Consider the following 16304-nt stretch of genomic DNA (forward strand, 5'->3'; position numbering starts at 1 on the left):
GCAGACGCTTAGAAGCGCACGAGAGGAAAGCCCCCCGCGTATGTTTGAGGCGACGGCAGCCCAGCAGCGCATGACACCGCGAGCCGAAGCGGCGCGCTTTGCTGCGCCTTCCGGCGGCCGGCTGACGGCGGAGATGGTGCAGGCCTTTGAACGCGACGGCTTTCTGGTGCTGGAGGACATGGTGCCTCAGGCAGACTGCGAAGCCCTGATCGCCCGCGCCGAGGCCATGGTAGAGGATTTCCAGCCGGCCAGCGTCGCTTCGATCTTTTCGACCCAGGGCCAGGTCCATGGCCGCGACCGCTACTTCCAGGACTCCGGCGACAAGGTCCGCTTCTTCTTTGAAGAGGAGGCCTTCGACGCCGCGGGCGCGCTGCGCCAGGCCAAGCGGCTGTCGATCAACAAGATCGGCCATGCCCAGCACGATCTCGATCCCGTCTTCGCCGCGTTTTCGCACCGCCGCGCTTTCGACAACACCGTCAAGGCGCTGGGCTGTGCCTGCCCCCTGGCGCTGCAGTCGATGTACATCTTCAAGCAGCCGCGCATTGGCGGCGAGGTCGGCTGGCATCAGGATTCGACCTTCCTCTATACCGAGCCCCTGAGCGTGCTCGGCCTATGGTTCTCGCTGGAAGACGCCACGCTGGAGAACGGCTGCCTCTGGGCGCTGCCGGGTGCCCACAAGGGTCCGCTGCGCCAGCGCTGGCGCCGCGTTGGTGAGCGTCTGGTGATGGAATCCCTGGACGAGACACTCTGGGACGAGGAGACGGCGGTGCCGCTGGAGGTGCGCCGGGGCGCCATGGTGGTGCTGCACGGCAAGCTGCCCCACGGCAGCCTGCCCAACCGCTCCGAGCGCTCGCGCCACGCCTATACCCTGCATGTGATCGACGGGGCCTGCGACTATCCGGCGGACAACTGGCTGCAGCGCAGCCCGGCGCTGCCGCTGCGCGGTCTCACCGCCGGCGGCGTGCAGGTGCCGCAATAGAGTTTATGGGGCCGGCGTTTCCGCGCCGCCCGCCTGCGCCGCCCGTCTGCGCCGCAGATTGCTTTTGGATTGGAGAAGAAGATGACTCTTTCTCGCAGCCTCCGGCAGTGCGTTTTCACCGCGGCTCTCATAGCCTCGGCCTTTCTGATCCCGGCCCTTCCCGCAGCCGCGGAACCGGTCACGGTCAGCCTCATGCACATCAACGATCTCGACCGCATCGAGGAATCCAAGGGCAAGGGCGGCATAGCCCGGGTCATGGCCCTGGTGCAGCAGGAACGCGCCCGCGCCGACACCGTGATCTTCACCCACGGCGGCGACACCATCTCGCCCTCGCTGCTGTCCTCCTTCGACAAGGGTGCCCACATGATCGACCTCTACAACGAGGCCGAACTGGACCTGCTGGTGATGGGCAACCACGAGTTCGACTTCGGTCCCGAGGTGGCCAAGCAGCGGGTAAGCGAAGCCCGCTTCACCGTGCTGGCCAGCAACAGCCGCGACAGCGACGGCGAGCCGCTGGACGGCACCGCCGCCACCTGGATGGCCGAAGCCGGGCCCTACAAGATCGGCTTCTTCGGCCTGACGACGCCGGAGACCGCGGACATCTCCAGCCCCGGCACGGTGACCTTCGAACCGCTGCTGCAGTCGGCCCGCGACTACTCCCAGCAACTGCGCGATGAGGGCGCGGACCTGGTGGTGGCCGTGGCCCACACCGGCGTCGAGGAGGATCTCATGCTGATGCGTGCCGACAGCGGCATCGACATTCTGATGTCCGGCCACGACCACCTGCTGGTGACCTACTACGACGGCCAGCGTGCCTTCATCGAGTCCGGATCGCAGGGCGAGCAACTCGTTGTGGTCGATGTGACCCTCAACACGGTGGAAAGCCGCGGGCAGCAACGTTTCGTCTGGGAGCCGGCCTTCCGTATCGTCGACAGCCGCAGTGTCGAGCCCGATGCGGCCATGGCGGCCAAGGTGCAGGTCTACCTCGACCGTTTGAGCGAGGAGCTGGACGTGCCCATCGGCACTGCGCTGACCGCCCTCGACAGCCGGCGCGCCTCCGTACGCGGCGGCGAGACGGCCATCGGCAACCTCATCACCGATGCCATGCGACAAGGCGTCGAGGCCGACGTGGCGCTCACCAACGGCGGCGGCATCCGCGGCGACAAGACCTACGACGCCGGCATCACCCTGACCCGCCGCGACATCCAGACCGAGCTGCCCTTCGGCAACAAGACCGTGAAGCTGGAGCTGACGGGCGCGCAGTTGATGCAGGCCCTGGAGCACGGCTTCAGCAAGGTGGAGGAGGGGGCCGGGCGCTTTCCCAGCGTCTCCGGCATGACCGTGACCTGGAGCCGTTCGGCCCCGGCGGGTCAGCGTGTGCGCTCCGTCACCGTCGGCGGCAAGCTTCTGGACCCGGAGGCGAGCTACACCCTGGCGACCAACGACTTCGTCGCGCGCGGCGGCGACGGCTATGCCGTCTTTACCGAGGCGGTGCCGCTGATCGACGGCATCTCCGCGCGTCTGATGGCGACCATGGTGATGGACTTCGTCGCCGCCACCGGCGAGGTCTCCCCCAAGGTGGAGGGCCGGGTGACGGCTGTCGACTAGAAAGCGGTGGATTGGAGGGGCGGCGACAAGCGCAGGCCGGTGCGAATCGAACGATGATCGAAACGCTCGCCTTCGATGCCGACGATACGCTCTGGCACAACGAGCACCTGTTTCAGGATACGCAGGAGAAGCTTGCGGAAATCGTCGGCCGCCACCGCCCGGGGGAGGACATCGCCGAAGCCCTCTATGCCGTGGAGATGCGCAACCTCGCGCTTTTCGGTTACGGCATCAAGGGCTTCACCCTCTCCATGGTGGAGGCGGCCATCGAGTTGACGCGCGGGCGCATCGCAGCGGACGAGATCCACGAGATCGTGCAGCTCGGTAAGACGATGATGACCGCGCCGGTCGACCTGCTGGAGGGTGTGGAGGCGGTGCTGGACGCTGTCTCCGGACGCTACCGCACGCTGCTCATCACCAAGGGCGACATGGTGGACCAGACCAGCAAGATCGAACGCTCCGGCCTCGCCGGTCACTTCGATCAGGTGGAGATCGTGCCGCGCAAGGACGCGGCGACCTATCGCCGGGTCTTCGACCGTCACGGCGTCGATGCGTTGCGCACCGTGATGGTCGGCAACTCCGTGCCGTCGGACGTGCTGCCGGTGCTGGAACTCGGCGGCTTCGCCGTCCACGTGCCCTATGCCATCCTCTGGGCTCACGAGGCCCATGATGCCGACCCCGTCAGCGAACGATTCCACCGCCTGGAACGGCTGGAGGACCTTCCGAGGCTCTTGCAGCGGCTCGGGGCCTCCGGGCGCTCTTCATAATCAATTCAGCTAAATCGACTACAACCGGAGATCTGGCCGCCGAACCACGGCCGTTTCCGAGAGCTTTGGGGGATTGGACATGCTGGCCGTGATGGGGGCCCTGGCCGAGGAAATCGACCTGCTGCGGGCCGAAATGACCGGGGTCAGCGAGGCCCGCCATGCCGATATCCCGGTGCTGAAGGGCGATTTCAAAGGCACCGAAATCGCGCTGGCGCGCTGCGGCATCGGCAAGGTGAACGCCGCCATCTGCACGCAGATGCTGGTCAACCTCTACGAGCCCGATGCCCTCGTGTTCAGCGGCGTCGCCGGCGGTCTGCTGCCCAATATGCGGGTCGGCGACCTGGTGATCGCCAGCCACCTCATCCAGTTCGACATCGACCTGACCGCTTTCGGCCGGCGCCACGGCGAACTGCCCGATGGGGACCGCATGATCCAGTCGGACCCCGACCTGATCGAAAAGACCGCCGATGCCTTCGACGGTGCGTTCAATGGCGCAGAGGCCGAGCCCAACCTGATGATCGGCACCGTCGTCTCCGGTGACCGCTTCGTCGAGGATTCCAAGACCCTGCGCTGGCTGCAGCGGGAGTTCGGCGCCCTGGCGACGGAGATGGAGGGCGCCGCCGTCGGCTACACCTGCCAGCTCAACAAGCTGCCTTTCGTCGTGGTGCGCGGCCTCTCCGACACCGCCAACGAAGCCGCGCCGGACGATTTCAAGGCCAACCTGGAAACCGTCTGCCGCAACTCCTACCGGCTCATGGACCGCCTCATCCCCGCCTTGGGATAAAGGCTCATTGGTCTAGGCCTTCTGTCGACAGCCAGTAGTCGTCACCGGCGAACCAGAGCCCGGCTGCATCTTTGGGGGGCGCCCCAAGGTGCAGGGCCTGAGTCGGTACGGTCTTGCCGTCGAGCGCCTCCAGCGCTTTTCCGAGGCGTCGGGCCTCCTCCGGACGCCGCGCCCCTACGCAGGGGAAGAAGCCGCAACGGCCGAGGGACCGCGCCGCGAAGCCGTCTGCGGTCTTGGTAGCGAGGAGGAAGAAGCCCCAGCCGTTCCCGCCGGTCAGGGGCAGCAGCAGGCGGCCGCCGGGGACGAGCCGGTCGAGCCAGGCACGCGCCGGATAGGTGGCGCCGGCGAAGGCGATGACCACATCAGCGGACGGCCCGCCGGTCACTTCCACGCCGTTCCCCGGGACGACGGAGGCCTGCGGCCAGAGGGCGAGGGCCGCCTTGGCGCGGCTGGCTAGCTCCGGATCCAACTCGACCGCTTCGACTTGGCCCTTGCGCCCGACGACCTCGGCCAGAACGGCGGTATAGTATCCGGTGCCCGCGCCCACCTGGACGACCCGCTCACCGGCCTTGAGGTCGAGCTGATCGAAGACGTAGGCCCAGAGCGAGGGCTGCCCGTTGTTCAGGTCGCGCGCCTCGTCGATGACCACCAGCACATCGTGGTAGAGCGCGCGGGGATCGGCATCGGGCGTCTCGAAGGCCGGCGCGCCGCGCCGGCGCGAGTAGATATGCCAGGGCCCGGCGCCGCAGAAGCGCTCCCGGGGCACCCGGGCGAAGGCCTCCACCACGGCGGCGTTGCGCGTGACCGGACTGACCGCGCGTAGGTCCTCCGCATACCACCGCCGCGCGGCTTCGATGTCATCCGTCATCCCTGGCTCCTTGTTGCGGTCCGGTCCCGGATCGTGAAGCATCTTCCCCTTCCGGCTGTCGACAATAGCATTGGCGGGCATCGGTTGCCGTGCTATGCGGCGGACATGCTTGCCAGCCTGCCTGATATCTCCTCCCTTACAATCCTTCTTCTCGGCGCCCTGACCGCGGGTTTCGTGACCGGATTTGCCGGCTTCGGCACCGGACTGGTGGCCTCGGGGTTCTGGTTCCATGTGCTGCCGGCGGCCACGGTGCCGCCTCTGGTGGTGATGGCCTCGGTGGCGGCGCAGCTCGTCAGCCTCATCGGCCTCAGGCCCCGCTTCGACTGGCCCCAGGCGGCGCCCTATCTGATCGGCGGCATCCTCGGCGTGCCGCTGGGCGTGATGGCCCTGGCGGCGGCCTCGCCGGACCTGCTGCGCACGGCGGTGGGCATCTTTCTGGTGCTCTATGCCCTGGTGCAGTTCTCCGGCCTCCTGCGCCTGCAGATCGGCGGCTGGGGCGGGCGCTCCTCCGATGCCGCGGTCGGCATCGGCGGCGGCATCATGGGCGGCTTCGCCGGCCTTTCCGGGCCGCTGCCGCTGATCTGGCTGCAGCTGCGCGGTGGACCTGCCACCGGCCAGCGCGCTGTCTACCAGCCCTTCAATCTCATCGTGCTGGCCACCGCCTCCGCCGGCATGGCCCTCGGCGGCCAGGTCGACACCGCGGTGCTGACGGCGCTCTTGTTCTCGGTGCCGGCCACGGTGGTGGGCGCCTGGACGGGCGCGCGGCTCTACCACAAGGCCAGCGAAAGCCTGTTCCGCCGCGTCGTGCTCTCGCTGCTGCTGCTCTCCGGCGTCATGCTGGTGCTGCAGAGTCTTGGGCGCAACGGCGTCTTTGGCTAGGCTGGTTGGCTAGGCAGTCAGAGGGAGAGCCATGCGGCACAACGGTGGATGTCACTGCGGGGCCATTGAGGTCACCTTCGAAAGCGCGATCGCGCCGGAGGCGATGGAGGTGCGGGCCTGCCAGTGCAGCTTCTGCCGCAAGCATGCGTCGCTGGCCGTCTCCGACCCTGCCGGCCATCTCCGCATCACCCTGCGCGACCCCACCGCCGTCCAGCGTTACCGCTTTGGGTTGTCCACTGCAGATTACTTCCTCTGCCGGCGCTGCGGGGTCTACGTGGCCGCGATCCTGGAGGAGGCGGGGCAACACTATGCCATCGTCATCGTCAACGCGCTGGAGGAGGCCGGGCGCTTCAGCCAGCCGCCGCTTGCCGCCGACTACTCCCACGAAGACGAAGCGGCCCGCCGCCGGCGCCGGCGGGAGCGCTGGACCCCGGCGGTGATCGAAGCGCCCTGAGGGGCCCCAAACGCCGGCATGCCGATCCCGACCCGGCTGACATCCACGATCTGCGGCGCAGGGACTGCCTGAAAGACGGCGCACAGCCATTGGGGCGTGTGGGCTGTCAACGCATGTGGGCGGCCCTCACCGCAACGTGATGGCGGCCGGCAGCGGGACGGGCTTGACCTCTGACTGCGTCCCCGGTTATAGAACGAACGTTCAAAAACGGAGGCTGCCGTGGCCCGGCCGCGCGAGTTCGACAAGGAAGAGGTGGTGGCGGCGGCCCTGGGGGTGTTCTGGCGCCAGGGCTATCAGGCCACCAGCGTGCAGGACCTGGTGGAGGCCACCGGCGTCAACCGCGGCTCCCTCTACGATACCTTCGGCGACAAGCACGGCCTCTTTCTGGAAGCGGTGGAGCACTACCGCCGCCGCTTCACCGGGCGTCGCCTGAGGCGCCTGGAAGAGCCGGGTCCGCTGCGCCCGAAGCTGGCCGCCTTCTTTGGCGACGTGGTCGAGTTTTCGGTCGGGGAAGGCCGGCTGCTCGGCTGCCTGATGACCAATGCCGCCATCGAGATGGCGCCGCACGACCGCGAGACGGCGCTGGCCGTCGCCGCCAACATGGGCAGCATGGAAAGCGCATTCCGCCGTGCCCTCACCGCCGCGCAGAAGAACGGGGAGCTTTCAGCCGACAAGTCGCCGCGCGACCTCGCGCGCTTCCTGACTGCAACCGCCAACGGCCTGCGCGTCATGGCCAAGGTGGCGCCGGAACGGGCGGCCTTGAAGAGCGTCGTACGCATCGCGCTGCAGGCGCTCGATTGATTTTTTGGGCCTGTTATTGAACGAACGTTCCAGAATTCCCATTGAATGAAGTGCACAAACCCCAATCAAGGAGACCCCTGAAAATGTTGAAGCCGCGCGAAGCCGCCCCCGAGATGTCCTTTCCCACCATCGACGGCGAAACCTGGACGCTGTCCGAGCGCAAGCCCCAGAGCCTGTCCATGGTCGTGGCCTACCGCGGCCTGCACTGCCCGGTCTGCCGCGGCTACCTGAAGGAGTTGAACGACCGGGTCGGCGAGTTTGCCGAGCGCGGGGTCGAGGTGGTGGCCGTCAGCAGCGACGGCGAGGAGCGGGCCCGCGCTGCCAAGACCGATTGGGAGTTGCCCGATCTCACCCTCGGCTATGACCTCGGCATCGAAGACGCACGGAAGATGGGGCTCTACATCTCCACCAGCCGCGGCAAGACCTCCATCGGCATCGAGGAGCCGGCGATGTTCAACGAGCCGGGCCTTTATCTGGTCAAGCCGGACGGTACACTCTACTCGGCCTTCATCCAGACCACGCCCTTCGCCCGCCCGAAGCTGGAAGAAGTGCTGAAAGCGGTCGACTTCATCAACGCCAACGACTATCCGGCCCGCGGCGAAGCCTGAGGGCGCGCCTGGGGATCAGCCGGTCGGAACCGGACGGGCTGTCACCCCCCTCCCGACCTCCCCCCATTAAGGGGGGAGGGGTTTTGTGACAAGCCTCAATGGATTTTCCCTCCCCCTTGATGGGGGAGGGGTAGGGTGGGGGTGAGCCACAAGCCCGCTGTGTACCCGCTTGCCCCTCCGCCTACTCCGCCGCGTACTTGGCGACCAGGGCGCGGGCTTCGGCCAGCAGGGCTTCGCCGTCCTTGCCCGCCTCGGCCATGGATGCCAGCCAGGTGTCGACCACCGGTGCGGTCGCGGCCTGCCAGCGGGCCAGCTCTTCGCCCTCGATCACATGGAAGCTGTCGCCCAGCTTGGCGGCGGCTTCGCGCCCCGGCGCCTCCGCCTCGTCCCAGAGCCGGCCGATCTTCTTGGCCAGCGGGATGCCGCTGTTGGCGTCGATGACCCGGCGCAGATCTTCGGGCAGGGATTCGTAACGGGCCTTGTTCATGGCGAAGAGGAAGACGGCGGTGTAGAGCCCGCGCTCGCCCCCCACCTCCGTATGGCTCTGGGTCAGCTCGTGCACCTTCAGGGGCAGGGTGACCTCGTAGGGCAGCATGGTGCCCTCCACCACGCCTTTCGACAGCGCCTCGGGCACGGCCGGAACCGGCATGCCCACCGGCGTCGCGCCCAATTCCTTCAGCGCGATGTTGGTCAGCCGTGTCGGCGCGCGCACCTTCAGCCCCTTCAGGTCCTCCAGGCTGCGCACCTCGGTGCCGCGGATGTGCAGGGTGCCCGGCGCATGGACGTGGACCATCAGCGGATGGACGTCGGCGAACTCGGCACGGGCGTGCTTCTCGTAGAAGGCCTGGGCGGCCTGGCTGGTGGCTTCCGCCGAGGCGGCCATGAACGGCAGTTCGAAGACCTCGATGGTGGGGAAGCGCCCCGCGGTATAGCCCGGCAGGGTCCAGACGATGTCCACCACGCCGTCGCGCACCTGATCGTAAAGCTGCGGCGGTTTGCCGCCCAGCTGCATGGCCGGATAGATCTCGATCTTGATGCGCCCGCCGGACTCGGCTTCCACTTTTTCCGCCCAGGGCGCGATGAAGTCCTTATGGGTGGTGGAGGGCGGCGGCAGGAAGTGGTGCAGCCGCAAGGTCACCTCCTGGGCCACAGCCGGACCTGCGGCAAACCCCAATCCGGCAATCATCGCCCCGGCAAGCCCTACAGCCAGCGCCCTGCGCCGGCCCCCAGTGGTCTTCTCCCCGGTCACCTTCTCCCCTGTCGTCTTCAGCATCTCACGTCCTCCCTTTCGGCCCCTTCGGCCCATCTTCTTCGCGCCACCGACGCGCCTGAAATGGCTTCTAGCCCGCAATGACTTCGGGGACGAATGACATAGAATGAGGCGCCGGGCAACGGAGTCCGCGGCATCTTGAGAGCACCCGCCGGTGGTGCGGCGGCCTCCGGTCAAAACATGGATGAGGACGGGGAGAGGCAATGAAGCTGCACAACTACTTTCGAAGCTCCACCTCCTACCGGGTGCGCATCGCGCTGGCACTGAAGGGCTTGGCCTACGACTACGTCGCCTACCATCTGCGCAAGGGCGAGCAGCGCGGGGCGGCCTACTTGGCGCTCAACCCCCAGGGTTTGGTGCCGACCCTGGAGACCGACGGCGGCGCGCTGCTGCCCCAGTCCCTGGCGATCGTCGAGTATCTGGACGAACTGCAGCCCGATCCGCCGCTGCTGCCAGCGACGCCGCTGGAGCGGGCGCGGGTGCGCAGCCTCGCCTATGCCGTCGCCTGCGACATCCATCCCGTGAACAACCTGCGCGTCCTGCAGTATCTGGTCGCCCCGCTGGGCCATGATGCCGCCGTCCAGGGCGAGTGGTTCCGGCACTGGGTGGCGGTGGAGTTCGCGGCGCTGGAGAAGCGTCTCTCGGAGGAACCCGAGACCGGACGCTTCTGTCATGGCGACCGCCCAGGCCTTGCCGACATCTGCCTGGTGCCCCAGGTTATCAACGGGAACCGTTTCGACTGCGACATGACGCCCTATCCGACCATCCGGCGTATTCACGAGGCCTGCATGGCGGTCCCGGCTTTTGCCGAAGCGGCGCCCGAACGCCAGCCGGACGCGGAGACCTGATTCTCTGCTGCCTATGCCCGGAGTCTCTTACGAATACACTGCCTTCACGGCACAGAATCCTAGTCATCCCTGGTGCCGGCAGCTTAGAATGCTCGCCCAATAACGAAATTCGGATAGATGGAGAGCGCCGCCGATGAAAGGTGACAAGCAGGTCATCGCGCACCTCAACAAGGTGCTGAAGAACGAACTGACTGCGATCAATCAGTACTTCCTGCACTCGCGGATGTTGAAGGACTGGGGCGTCACCCGGCTGGCCGAGCACGAGTACGAAGAATCCATCGACGAGATGAAGCACGCCGACAAGCTGATCGAGCGCATCCTGTTTCTCGAAGGGCTGCCGAACCTTCAGGATCTGAACAAACTGATGATTGGCGAGAACGTCAAAGAGATCCTGCAGTGCGACCTGAAGCTGGAAGAGTACGCCATTCCGGACCTGCGTGAGGCGATTGCCCACTGCGAAAGCGTCAGCGACTATGTGTCGCGCGAGATCTTCGTCGACATCCTCGAATCTGAGGAAGAGCACGTCGACTGGCTGGAGACCAATCTGGGCCTTATCGAGAAGATGGGCCTGGAGAACTTCGTCCAGCACCAAAGCGGCCACGACAGCGGTTCGTGAGCGGGGCCGCGGTCTTCGGGGCCCTGTGTTCGGGGCCATCTGAAAGGCTGACGCGGCGCCTACTTCGCCACTGACCCTTGAAGCCTCCGGCCATGGCCTCGTCCCCTGGCCGGGGTTTTTGCCTTGCTGAGCGGGAGAAGCTGGCCTTGAGGCGGGGGTTCGGCCGCAGGCGTGGTACGCGCCGCATTCCGGCTTCCGCTTCTACGCCGATTCACCAACCACTGAAGTACGGCGGCGAGTTGACCGTCCGGCAGGTTGCGCCAGAGGAACATCGCGAAGGCGCTACTCCGCCGCTACCCGGGCGGCGGTATGCACTTCGTCGACGATTTCCTGGGCGCAGGGGATGCAGGTGCCGCAGCAGGGGCCGTTGCCGAGCGCGGCATAGGCCTCGTGGGCGCAGCGGACGCCGCTTTCCGCAATTTCGCGGATCTCGGCATCGCGGTAACCGTTGCATATGCAGACGTACATAAGCTCCTCCGACGCCTGAGTATCGTGCGAATGATAATGATTGTCAATCGCGTTGATGAGAGTAAGATGCCTGCATTAACAGGGGATTGAGGGGGGAACGGAGGCCAGCGGCGATGGCCGCAAGACCCTGACTTTCCACAGTAATTGAGAATGAGATTCAGTCGCGATCACTGGCGGCGTGACGAACGCTCGGACAATCAAATCGGGCAATCAAAGCAGAAAGGGGAAACACAGATGAGACTCTCCGGAACACTGGCGGCGGCAGGCCTGGCGCTGATGCCGGCTGTCGCTCTGGCGGACGGCCATGCAGGTGCAAAGGTGGCGGTGCTGGAAACCTATGCGGATATCGCCCACGCAGGTTACGAGGATTCGCTGATCACCGCGCGGGACCTCCAAAAAGCGGTGGACGCTTTGATCGCCAATCCAACCGAGGGCAGCCTGGCCGCGGCGCGCGACGCCTGGATCGCCGCCCGGGTGCCCTACCAGCAGACCGAGGTTTTCCGCTTCGGCAACGCAGTGGTCGACGACTGGGAGGGCAAGGTGAACGCCTGGCCGCTCGACGAGGGCCTGATCGACTACGTGGACGGCGGTTTCTATGGCACCGAGTCCGACGAGAACCCGATCTTCACGGCCAACGTCATCGCCAACAAGACCCTCAAGGTGAACGGCGAGTCCGTCGATGCGTCGGTCATCACCAAGACCTTGATCGCAGACGTGCTGCACGAGGCCGAGGAGGTGGAGGCCAATGTGGGAACCGGCTATCACGCCATCGAGTTCCTGCTCTGGGGTCAGGATCTGAACGGCTCCGGCCCCGGCGCCGGCAACCGTCCGGCCAGCGACTTCAGCACCGCAAACTGCACCAACGGCAACTGCGACCGCCGCGCGGCCTACCTGAAGGTCGCGACCGACCTGCTGATCGACGACCTGGAGGAGATGGTGGCGCTTTGGGATGAGAACGGCCCCGCTCGCAAAGGCCTTGTGAGCGGCAACCCCGAGGCCGGGATCACCACCATGCTCACCGGCATGGGCTCGCTCTCCTATGGCGAACTGGCGGGCGAGCGCATCAAGCTGGGCCTTATGCTGCACGACCCGGAAGAGGAGCATGATTGCTTCAGCGACAACACGCATTACTCCCACTTCTACAACCAGATCGGCATCACCAACGTCTATCTCGGCACCTACAAGCGGGTCGACGGCAGCGTGGTGAGCGGCCCCAGCCTGTCGGACCTGGTGGCGGGCAAGGACTCTGCCGTCGATACGGAGATGAAGGAAAAGCTGGGGGCCGCCCGCACGGCCATGCAGGCCATGGTGGACCGCGCCAAGACCGTCGAAGCCTATGACCAGATGATCGGCGAGGGCAACGCCGAGGGCAACGCGGTCATCGAGACCGTGGTGCAGTCGCTGACCACCCAGACCAAATCGATCGAGCGGGCGGTTGCCACGCTCGGCCTGGGACAGATCGCTTTCGAGGGCTCCGACAGTCTCGACGATCCGCAGGCGGTGTTTCAGTAAGACAGAGGCGCAACGCACGTAGAGGCGGCCGCCACGAGACTGGGGCAGGGGCGGCGATCGGACAGCTCGCATCATGATCAGACCTTCCCTCTCCTTTCTCGCCTTGATCGCCATAATGAGCGGGCCGGCAGGTTCGCTTGCCGGCCCGACGCCCGAGGAGGCGGCGCGTATTGCGGATGTCATCCGACCGACTGCGGATTTCACCCGCGCCGAGCCTTTCGAGGCGCTGCCCGCGGGGGCGGCCACTTCGAAGAAGCGAAGTCTCGACACCAATTCCTTCTCACAGCATTCCGGAAACATGGACTTCGAGCGGCAGCTCGATTTCAAGCTCGGCAACGCGCTCTTCAAGCGACTCTGGGTCTCTTCGCCGGCCTCCACGGACTCGGCCGACGGTCTGGGACCGTTGTTCAACGCCCGCTCCTGCCAGCGCTGCCACCTGAAGGACGGGCGCGGGCACCCGCCGGTGGCGAACTGGCCGGATGACTCGGCTGTTTCCATGTTTCTGCGCCTCAGCATTCCGCCTGAGACCGAAGAACAGCGTGCGGATCTGGCTGCCAACCGCCGCAACGTCATCCCGGAGCCGACTTACGGTGGCCAGCTTCAGGACCTCGCCATCCAGGGCCACGCCGCCGAAGGCAAGATGCACATCGTCTACGAGGAAGAGCCGGTGACGCTGGCCGATGGAGAGGTCGTGAGCCTGCGGAGGCCGACCTACAGCATCACCAACCTGGGCTACGGGCCGCTGCATCCCGAGGTGATGATGTCGCCCCGGGTGGCCCCGCCGATGATCGGGCTCGGCCTGCTCGAGTCGATTGCCGAAGAGGACATCCTCTCCTGGGCCGACCCGGACGACGCCGACGGCGACGGCATCTCCGGCCGCGCCAACCGTGTCTGGGACAAGGAGGCCGGCGCGGTTGCCCTCGGGCGCTTCGGCTGGAAGGCGGGCGAGCCCACGATGCTGCAGCAAAGCACCCATGCCATCAACGGCGACATCGGGATTTCCGCGCCTTTGGCGCCGGCACCGGCCGGCGACTGCACGGCGGCGCAGAACCTTTGCCTGGACGCGCCGCATGGAGCCTCTGCCCGGCACGAGGGCTTCGAAGCGTCCAGCGAGATGCTGCGCCTCATCACGTTCTACAGCCAGAACCTGGCGGTGCCGGCACGCCGCAACCCCGAAGATCCCCAGGTCCTGGCTGGTAAGAAGGTCTTCTACGAGAGCGGCTGCATCGATTGTCACCGCCCGAAGTACGTGACCCAGCGCGAGGCGGTCGGGCGGGAGCAGTCGTTCCAGCTGATCTGGCCCTACACCGACCTGCTGCTGCACGACATGGGCGAGGGCCTGGCCGACAACCGGCCGGAAGGGCTTGCCAACGGGCGGGAGTGGCGCACGCCGCCGCTCTGGGGTATCGGGCTCACAGAAACGGTAAACGGCCACACGCAGTTCCTGCACGACGGCCGGGCGCGCAGCCTGCTGGAGGCGATTCTCTGGCACGGCGGTGAGGCTCAGGCGGCGCGGGACCGGGTGGTGGCGCTCGGCACGTCGGAGCGCGAGGCGCTTCTGGCATTCCTGAATTCGCTCTGAGGGGAAGGGATGAACCGGCAAATGAGTCCGTCCGTTCGAAGACTGTCGGCTTTAGCAACAGTGGGGTTGGCGGTCTCGTTCACGGCCCCGGCTGCTGCCGACGACTTTGCCGCGCTGAACGAGGTTGTCGTCGCCGACTATCTGCTGCCGCGCTACGAAGCCCTGGCCGACGCAGGCAGTGCCCTGGACGCGGCCCTGCGGCAAGGCTGCGGTGCGGGAACCCTCGGGGCTGATGCCAGCATCGCCGCCTATCACGAGATGGCGGATGCCTGGATGGCGGTTCAGCATCTGCGCCTGGGGCCCAGCGAGTTGTTTCTGCGCGCCGACCGCATACAGTTCTGGCCCGACAAGCGCGGCATTACCGGCCGCCATCTCAGCAGACTCGTGACCGAGGCCGATCCGGCCGCGCTGGAGCCGCAGCGCTTCGCCCAGGGCTCGGTTGCGGTGCAGGGCCTGCCGGCGCTCGAGCGCCTGTTCTTCGCGCCGCCGGAAGGTGCCGATCCCGCCTTCGCCTGCGACGTGGCGGTCGCCATCGGGGCCAATCTCAAGAGCATCGCCGGGGGAATGCTGGACGACTGGCGCGAGGGACCGACGCCCTATGCAGCTGTGATCAGGAGCGCGGCCGAGGGCAATGCCGCCTACATGGACGCCAAGGAGGCGAGCCTGCAGTTCGCCAAGGCGCTGCGTGCGGCTCTGGTGGCAACGACGGACCTCAAGCTCGACCGTCCGCTCAGCACAAGCGCCAAGGCTGTAAAGCCGCGGCGCGCGGAATCCTGGCGCAGCGCGCGTTCGCTGCGCAACATCAGGATCAACATCGAAAGCGCCGAAGCCCTCTACAGGGATGGCGGGCAGGCCGGCTTTGCTGCGCTTCTGCGCCGGCAAGCCGGCGGCGAAGAGGTCGACAAGAACATCGCGACCGCCTTTGCCCAGGCCCGCGCCCGGCTTGACGCCTTGCCGGACTCGCTGCAGGCGGCCCTGGATCAGCCCGAGGGCTGGCAACATCTCGATGACCTGCGCAGTCACCTGCGCGATCTTCTCGCGCTGCTGAGCGGGCCCTTCTCGCAGACCCTGGACCTGCCCCTGGGGTTCAACAGCTTTGACGGCGATTGATGGTGATGGCCATTGACCGGCGCAGTCTGCTGGCCGGGGCAGTCGCTGCTCCGCTGGCTTTGTCTGTGCGCCCAGCCCGGGGCGCGAGGCCGGTGCGCGTCTTCGTCAGCGCCTGCGGCGATGCGGCCGGGCGCTTTTCGGTCAAGGCGGTCGCTGCGGACGGCCGCCTGCTTTCCGACCTTCAGTTGCCCGGGCGCGGCCATGCCGCCGCGCGGCGGCCCGGACGCGACGAGGTTGTCGTTCTGGCGCGGCGCCCCGGGCGCTTTGCGCTGGTCATCGATCCCTTCGCCGGCGGCATCGTCCGGCAGATCGAAGCGGCCCCCGGGCGGCACTTCTATGGCCATGCCGTCTTCAGCCCGGACGGCCGCCGGCTGTTCGCGACCGAGAACGCCTACGCCGAAGGCCAGGGGGTAATCGGGGTGTACGATGCCGCCGCGGGCTACCGCCGCGAGGACGAACTGCCCTCCCACGGCGTCGGCCCCCATGAACTGGCGCTGCTGTCGGACGGGCGGCGTCTGGTGGTTGCCAACGGCGGGATCAGAACCCACCCCAACAGCGGGCGGCGCAAGCTGAACCTGGAAAGCATGCATCCGAACCTCGCCTACGTCGATGCCGGAAGCGGCGCTTTGCTGCAACGCCTGACGCTGCCCGGCGATCTGCACCGGCTGTCGATCCGCCACATGGCCGTGACCGCCGAGGACCAGGTGTGCCTGGCGCTGCAAAACGAGGGGCCGCGCGACCGCCTGGTGCCGCTGGTCGGCCTGCAGCGGGACAGCGCCCCGATCACTCTGGCGAAGGGGCCCGAGGGCGTTCTGCGGCGCATGCGCCACTATGCCGGCGGCGCGGCGCTGGATGATGAGGGCGGCGTGCTCGCCGTCTCCGCCCCGCGGGGCGGCCTGATCACCTTCTGGTCGTCGCAGGAGGGGGGCTTCCTCGGCAGCCTTGAGGTGCCGGACGGCTGCGGCCTCGCCGCAGCGGGCGGTGCCGGTCGCTTTGCCGTCTCAAGCGGCGCAGGGCGCTTGTTGATCTACGATGCGGTCAGCCGGCGGTCCGAGACCCTGCGGGACGACCGGCGCCATGGGCTGGCCTGGGACAACCATCTGCTGGCGTGCTGAAGCGGGAGGCCACGGGGAGGCCACGGGGAGGCCATGGG

Annotated in this window: 17 protein-coding genes; 14 read left to right on the forward strand and 3 right to left on the reverse strand. The window is 67.0% G+C overall.

Annotated elements, in window-relative coordinates; all coding sequences use genetic code 11:
* Positions 1-40: 40 nt before the first annotated feature.
* The 4 genes from ACO06P_RS20390 (at position 41) to ACO06P_RS20405 (ending at position 4135) form a co-directional block, all read left to right on the forward strand.
* Complete coding sequence (locus ACO06P_RS20390) at positions 41-979, forward strand: phytanoyl-CoA dioxygenase family protein (protein ID WP_420347061.1); 939 nt, start codon at positions 41-43, stop codon at positions 977-979.
* Between the two features lie 81 nt (positions 980-1060).
* The gene (locus tag ACO06P_RS20395) at positions 1061-2587 is read left to right on the forward strand and encodes a bifunctional metallophosphatase/5'-nucleotidase (RefSeq protein ID WP_420347062.1); all 1527 of its coding nucleotides are present in this window, start codon (positions 1061-1063) and stop codon (positions 2585-2587) included.
* Positions 2588-2640: 53 nt separating this feature from the next.
* Positions 2641-3351 carry an HAD family hydrolase gene (locus ACO06P_RS20400; protein ID WP_420347063.1) on the forward strand — a complete coding sequence of 237 codons (711 nt, stop codon included), beginning with the start codon at positions 2641-2643 and terminating at the stop codon, positions 3349-3351.
* A gap of 79 nt (positions 3352-3430) precedes the next feature.
* On the forward strand, positions 3431-4135 hold the full coding sequence (locus tag ACO06P_RS20405) for a 5'-methylthioadenosine/adenosylhomocysteine nucleosidase (RefSeq protein WP_420347064.1): 705 nt from the start codon (positions 3431-3433) through the stop codon (positions 4133-4135).
* A 4-nt stretch (positions 4136-4139) separates the two neighbouring features.
* Here ACO06P_RS20405 and ACO06P_RS20410 read toward each other — a convergent pair whose 3' ends face one another.
* Entirely contained in the window at positions 4140-5003 is an 864-nt protein-coding gene (locus ACO06P_RS20410) for a protein-L-isoaspartate O-methyltransferase family protein (protein ID WP_420347065.1), read from the reverse strand.
* Between the two features lie 105 nt (positions 5004-5108).
* Here ACO06P_RS20410 and ACO06P_RS20415 point away from each other — a divergent pair, with 105 nt between their 5' ends.
* From ACO06P_RS20415 to ACO06P_RS20430, 4 genes are all read left to right on the forward strand, one after another.
* Positions 5109-5882 carry a sulfite exporter TauE/SafE family protein gene (locus ACO06P_RS20415; RefSeq protein WP_420347066.1) on the forward strand — a complete coding sequence of 258 codons (774 nt, stop codon included), beginning with the start codon at positions 5109-5111 and terminating at the stop codon, positions 5880-5882.
* Between the two features lie 31 nt (positions 5883-5913).
* A complete protein-coding gene (locus ACO06P_RS20420; protein ID WP_420347067.1) occupies positions 5914-6336 on the forward strand; it encodes a GFA family protein in 423 nt (140 codons plus the stop codon).
* Positions 6337-6555: 219 nt separating this feature from the next.
* Positions 6556-7137, forward strand: coding sequence for a TetR/AcrR family transcriptional regulator (locus ACO06P_RS20425; RefSeq protein ID WP_420347068.1), 582 nt, complete (start codon positions 6556-6558; stop codon positions 7135-7137).
* A gap of 83 nt (positions 7138-7220) precedes the next feature.
* A complete protein-coding gene (locus ACO06P_RS20430) occupies positions 7221-7745 on the forward strand; it encodes a peroxiredoxin-like family protein (RefSeq protein ID WP_420347069.1) in 525 nt (174 codons plus the stop codon).
* 181 nt (positions 7746-7926) lie between these two features.
* Here the strand turns inward: ACO06P_RS20430 and ACO06P_RS20435 are convergent, their stop codons facing one another.
* Positions 7927-9018, reverse strand: coding sequence for a TRAP transporter substrate-binding protein (locus ACO06P_RS20435; protein WP_420347070.1), 1092 nt, complete (start codon positions 9016-9018; stop codon positions 7927-7929).
* 200 nt (positions 9019-9218) lie between these two features.
* On the opposite strand from ACO06P_RS20435, the gene maiA reads away from it, so the two are divergent.
* Both maiA and bfr read left to right on the forward strand, forming a co-directional pair.
* The gene (gene maiA / locus ACO06P_RS20440) at positions 9219-9863 is read left to right on the forward strand and encodes a maleylacetoacetate isomerase (RefSeq protein WP_420347071.1); all 645 of its coding nucleotides are present in this window, start codon (positions 9219-9221) and stop codon (positions 9861-9863) included.
* A gap of 133 nt (positions 9864-9996) precedes the next feature.
* Complete coding sequence (gene bfr, locus ACO06P_RS20445; protein ID WP_420347072.1) at positions 9997-10479, forward strand: bacterioferritin; 483 nt, start codon at positions 9997-9999, stop codon at positions 10477-10479.
* Between the two features lie 282 nt (positions 10480-10761).
* Here bfr and ACO06P_RS20450 read toward each other — a convergent pair whose 3' ends face one another.
* On the reverse strand, positions 10762-10947 hold the full coding sequence (locus ACO06P_RS20450; protein ID WP_420347073.1) for a (2Fe-2S)-binding protein: 186 nt from the start codon (positions 10945-10947) through the stop codon (positions 10762-10764).
* A 234-nt stretch (positions 10948-11181) separates the two neighbouring features.
* Between ACO06P_RS20450 and ACO06P_RS20455 the strand changes: the two genes are divergently transcribed.
* The 4 genes from ACO06P_RS20455 to ACO06P_RS20470 all read left to right on the forward strand — a co-directional run bounded on the left by ACO06P_RS20455 (position 11182) and on the right by ACO06P_RS20470 (position 16266).
* Complete coding sequence (locus ACO06P_RS20455; RefSeq protein ID WP_420347074.1) at positions 11182-12459, forward strand: imelysin family protein; 1278 nt, start codon at positions 11182-11184, stop codon at positions 12457-12459.
* Between the two features lie 73 nt (positions 12460-12532).
* A complete protein-coding gene (locus ACO06P_RS20460) occupies positions 12533-14041 on the forward strand; it encodes a di-heme oxidoredictase family protein (protein WP_420347075.1) in 1509 nt (502 codons plus the stop codon).
* 66 nt (positions 14042-14107) lie between these two features.
* A complete protein-coding gene (locus ACO06P_RS20465; protein ID WP_420347076.1) occupies positions 14108-15151 on the forward strand; it encodes an imelysin family protein in 1044 nt (347 codons plus the stop codon).
* A complete protein-coding gene (locus ACO06P_RS20470; RefSeq protein WP_420347077.1) occupies positions 15151-16266 on the forward strand; it encodes a DUF1513 domain-containing protein in 1116 nt (371 codons plus the stop codon). Before ACO06P_RS20465 ends, ACO06P_RS20470 begins: the two co-directional genes overlap by 1 nt.
* Positions 16267-16304 lie beyond the last annotated feature (38 nt).

Source organism: Pelagibius sp. (assembly GCF_965227505.1).
GTDB lineage: Bacteria > Pseudomonadota > Alphaproteobacteria > Kiloniellales > Kiloniellaceae > Pelagibius.

Bases quoted from the DNA above. Each gene is read 5' to 3' on its own strand.
- ACO06P_RS20415 (WP_420347066.1), top strand. From the start codon at position 5,109: ATGCTTGCCAGCCTGCCTGATATCTCCTCCCTTACAATCCTTCTTCTC.
- ACO06P_RS20460 (WP_420347075.1), top strand. From the start codon at position 12,533: ATGATCAGACCTTCCCTCTCCTTTCTCGCCTTGATCGCCATAATGAGC.
- ACO06P_RS20390 (WP_420347061.1), top strand. From the start codon at position 41: ATGTTTGAGGCGACGGCAGCCCAGCAGCGCATGACACCGCGAGCCGAA.
- ACO06P_RS20400 (WP_420347063.1), top strand. From the start codon at position 2,641: ATGATCGAAACGCTCGCCTTCGATGCCGACGATACGCTCTGGCACAAC.
- ACO06P_RS20450 (WP_420347073.1), bottom strand. From the start codon at position 10,947: ATGTACGTCTGCATATGCAACGGTTACCGCGATGCCGAGATCCGCGAA.
- ACO06P_RS20430 (WP_420347069.1), top strand. From the start codon at position 7,221: ATGTTGAAGCCGCGCGAAGCCGCCCCCGAGATGTCCTTTCCCACCATC.
- ACO06P_RS20470 (WP_420347077.1), top strand. From the start codon at position 15,151: ATGGTGATGGCCATTGACCGGCGCAGTCTGCTGGCCGGGGCAGTCGCT.
- ACO06P_RS20455 (WP_420347074.1), top strand. From the start codon at position 11,182: ATGAGACTCTCCGGAACACTGGCGGCGGCAGGCCTGGCGCTGATGCCG.
- ACO06P_RS20395 (WP_420347062.1), top strand. From the start codon at position 1,061: ATGACTCTTTCTCGCAGCCTCCGGCAGTGCGTTTTCACCGCGGCTCTC.
- ACO06P_RS20420 (WP_420347067.1), top strand. From the start codon at position 5,914: ATGCGGCACAACGGTGGATGTCACTGCGGGGCCATTGAGGTCACCTTC.
- maiA (WP_420347071.1), top strand. From the start codon at position 9,219: ATGAAGCTGCACAACTACTTTCGAAGCTCCACCTCCTACCGGGTGCGC.
- ACO06P_RS20410 (WP_420347065.1), bottom strand. From the start codon at position 5,003: ATGACGGATGACATCGAAGCCGCGCGGCGGTGGTATGCGGAGGACCTA.
- bfr (WP_420347072.1), top strand. From the start codon at position 9,997: ATGAAAGGTGACAAGCAGGTCATCGCGCACCTCAACAAGGTGCTGAAG.
- ACO06P_RS20435 (WP_420347070.1), bottom strand. From the start codon at position 9,018: ATGCTGAAGACGACAGGGGAGAAGGTGACCGGGGAGAAGACCACTGGG.
- ACO06P_RS20405 (WP_420347064.1), top strand. From the start codon at position 3,431: ATGCTGGCCGTGATGGGGGCCCTGGCCGAGGAAATCGACCTGCTGCGG.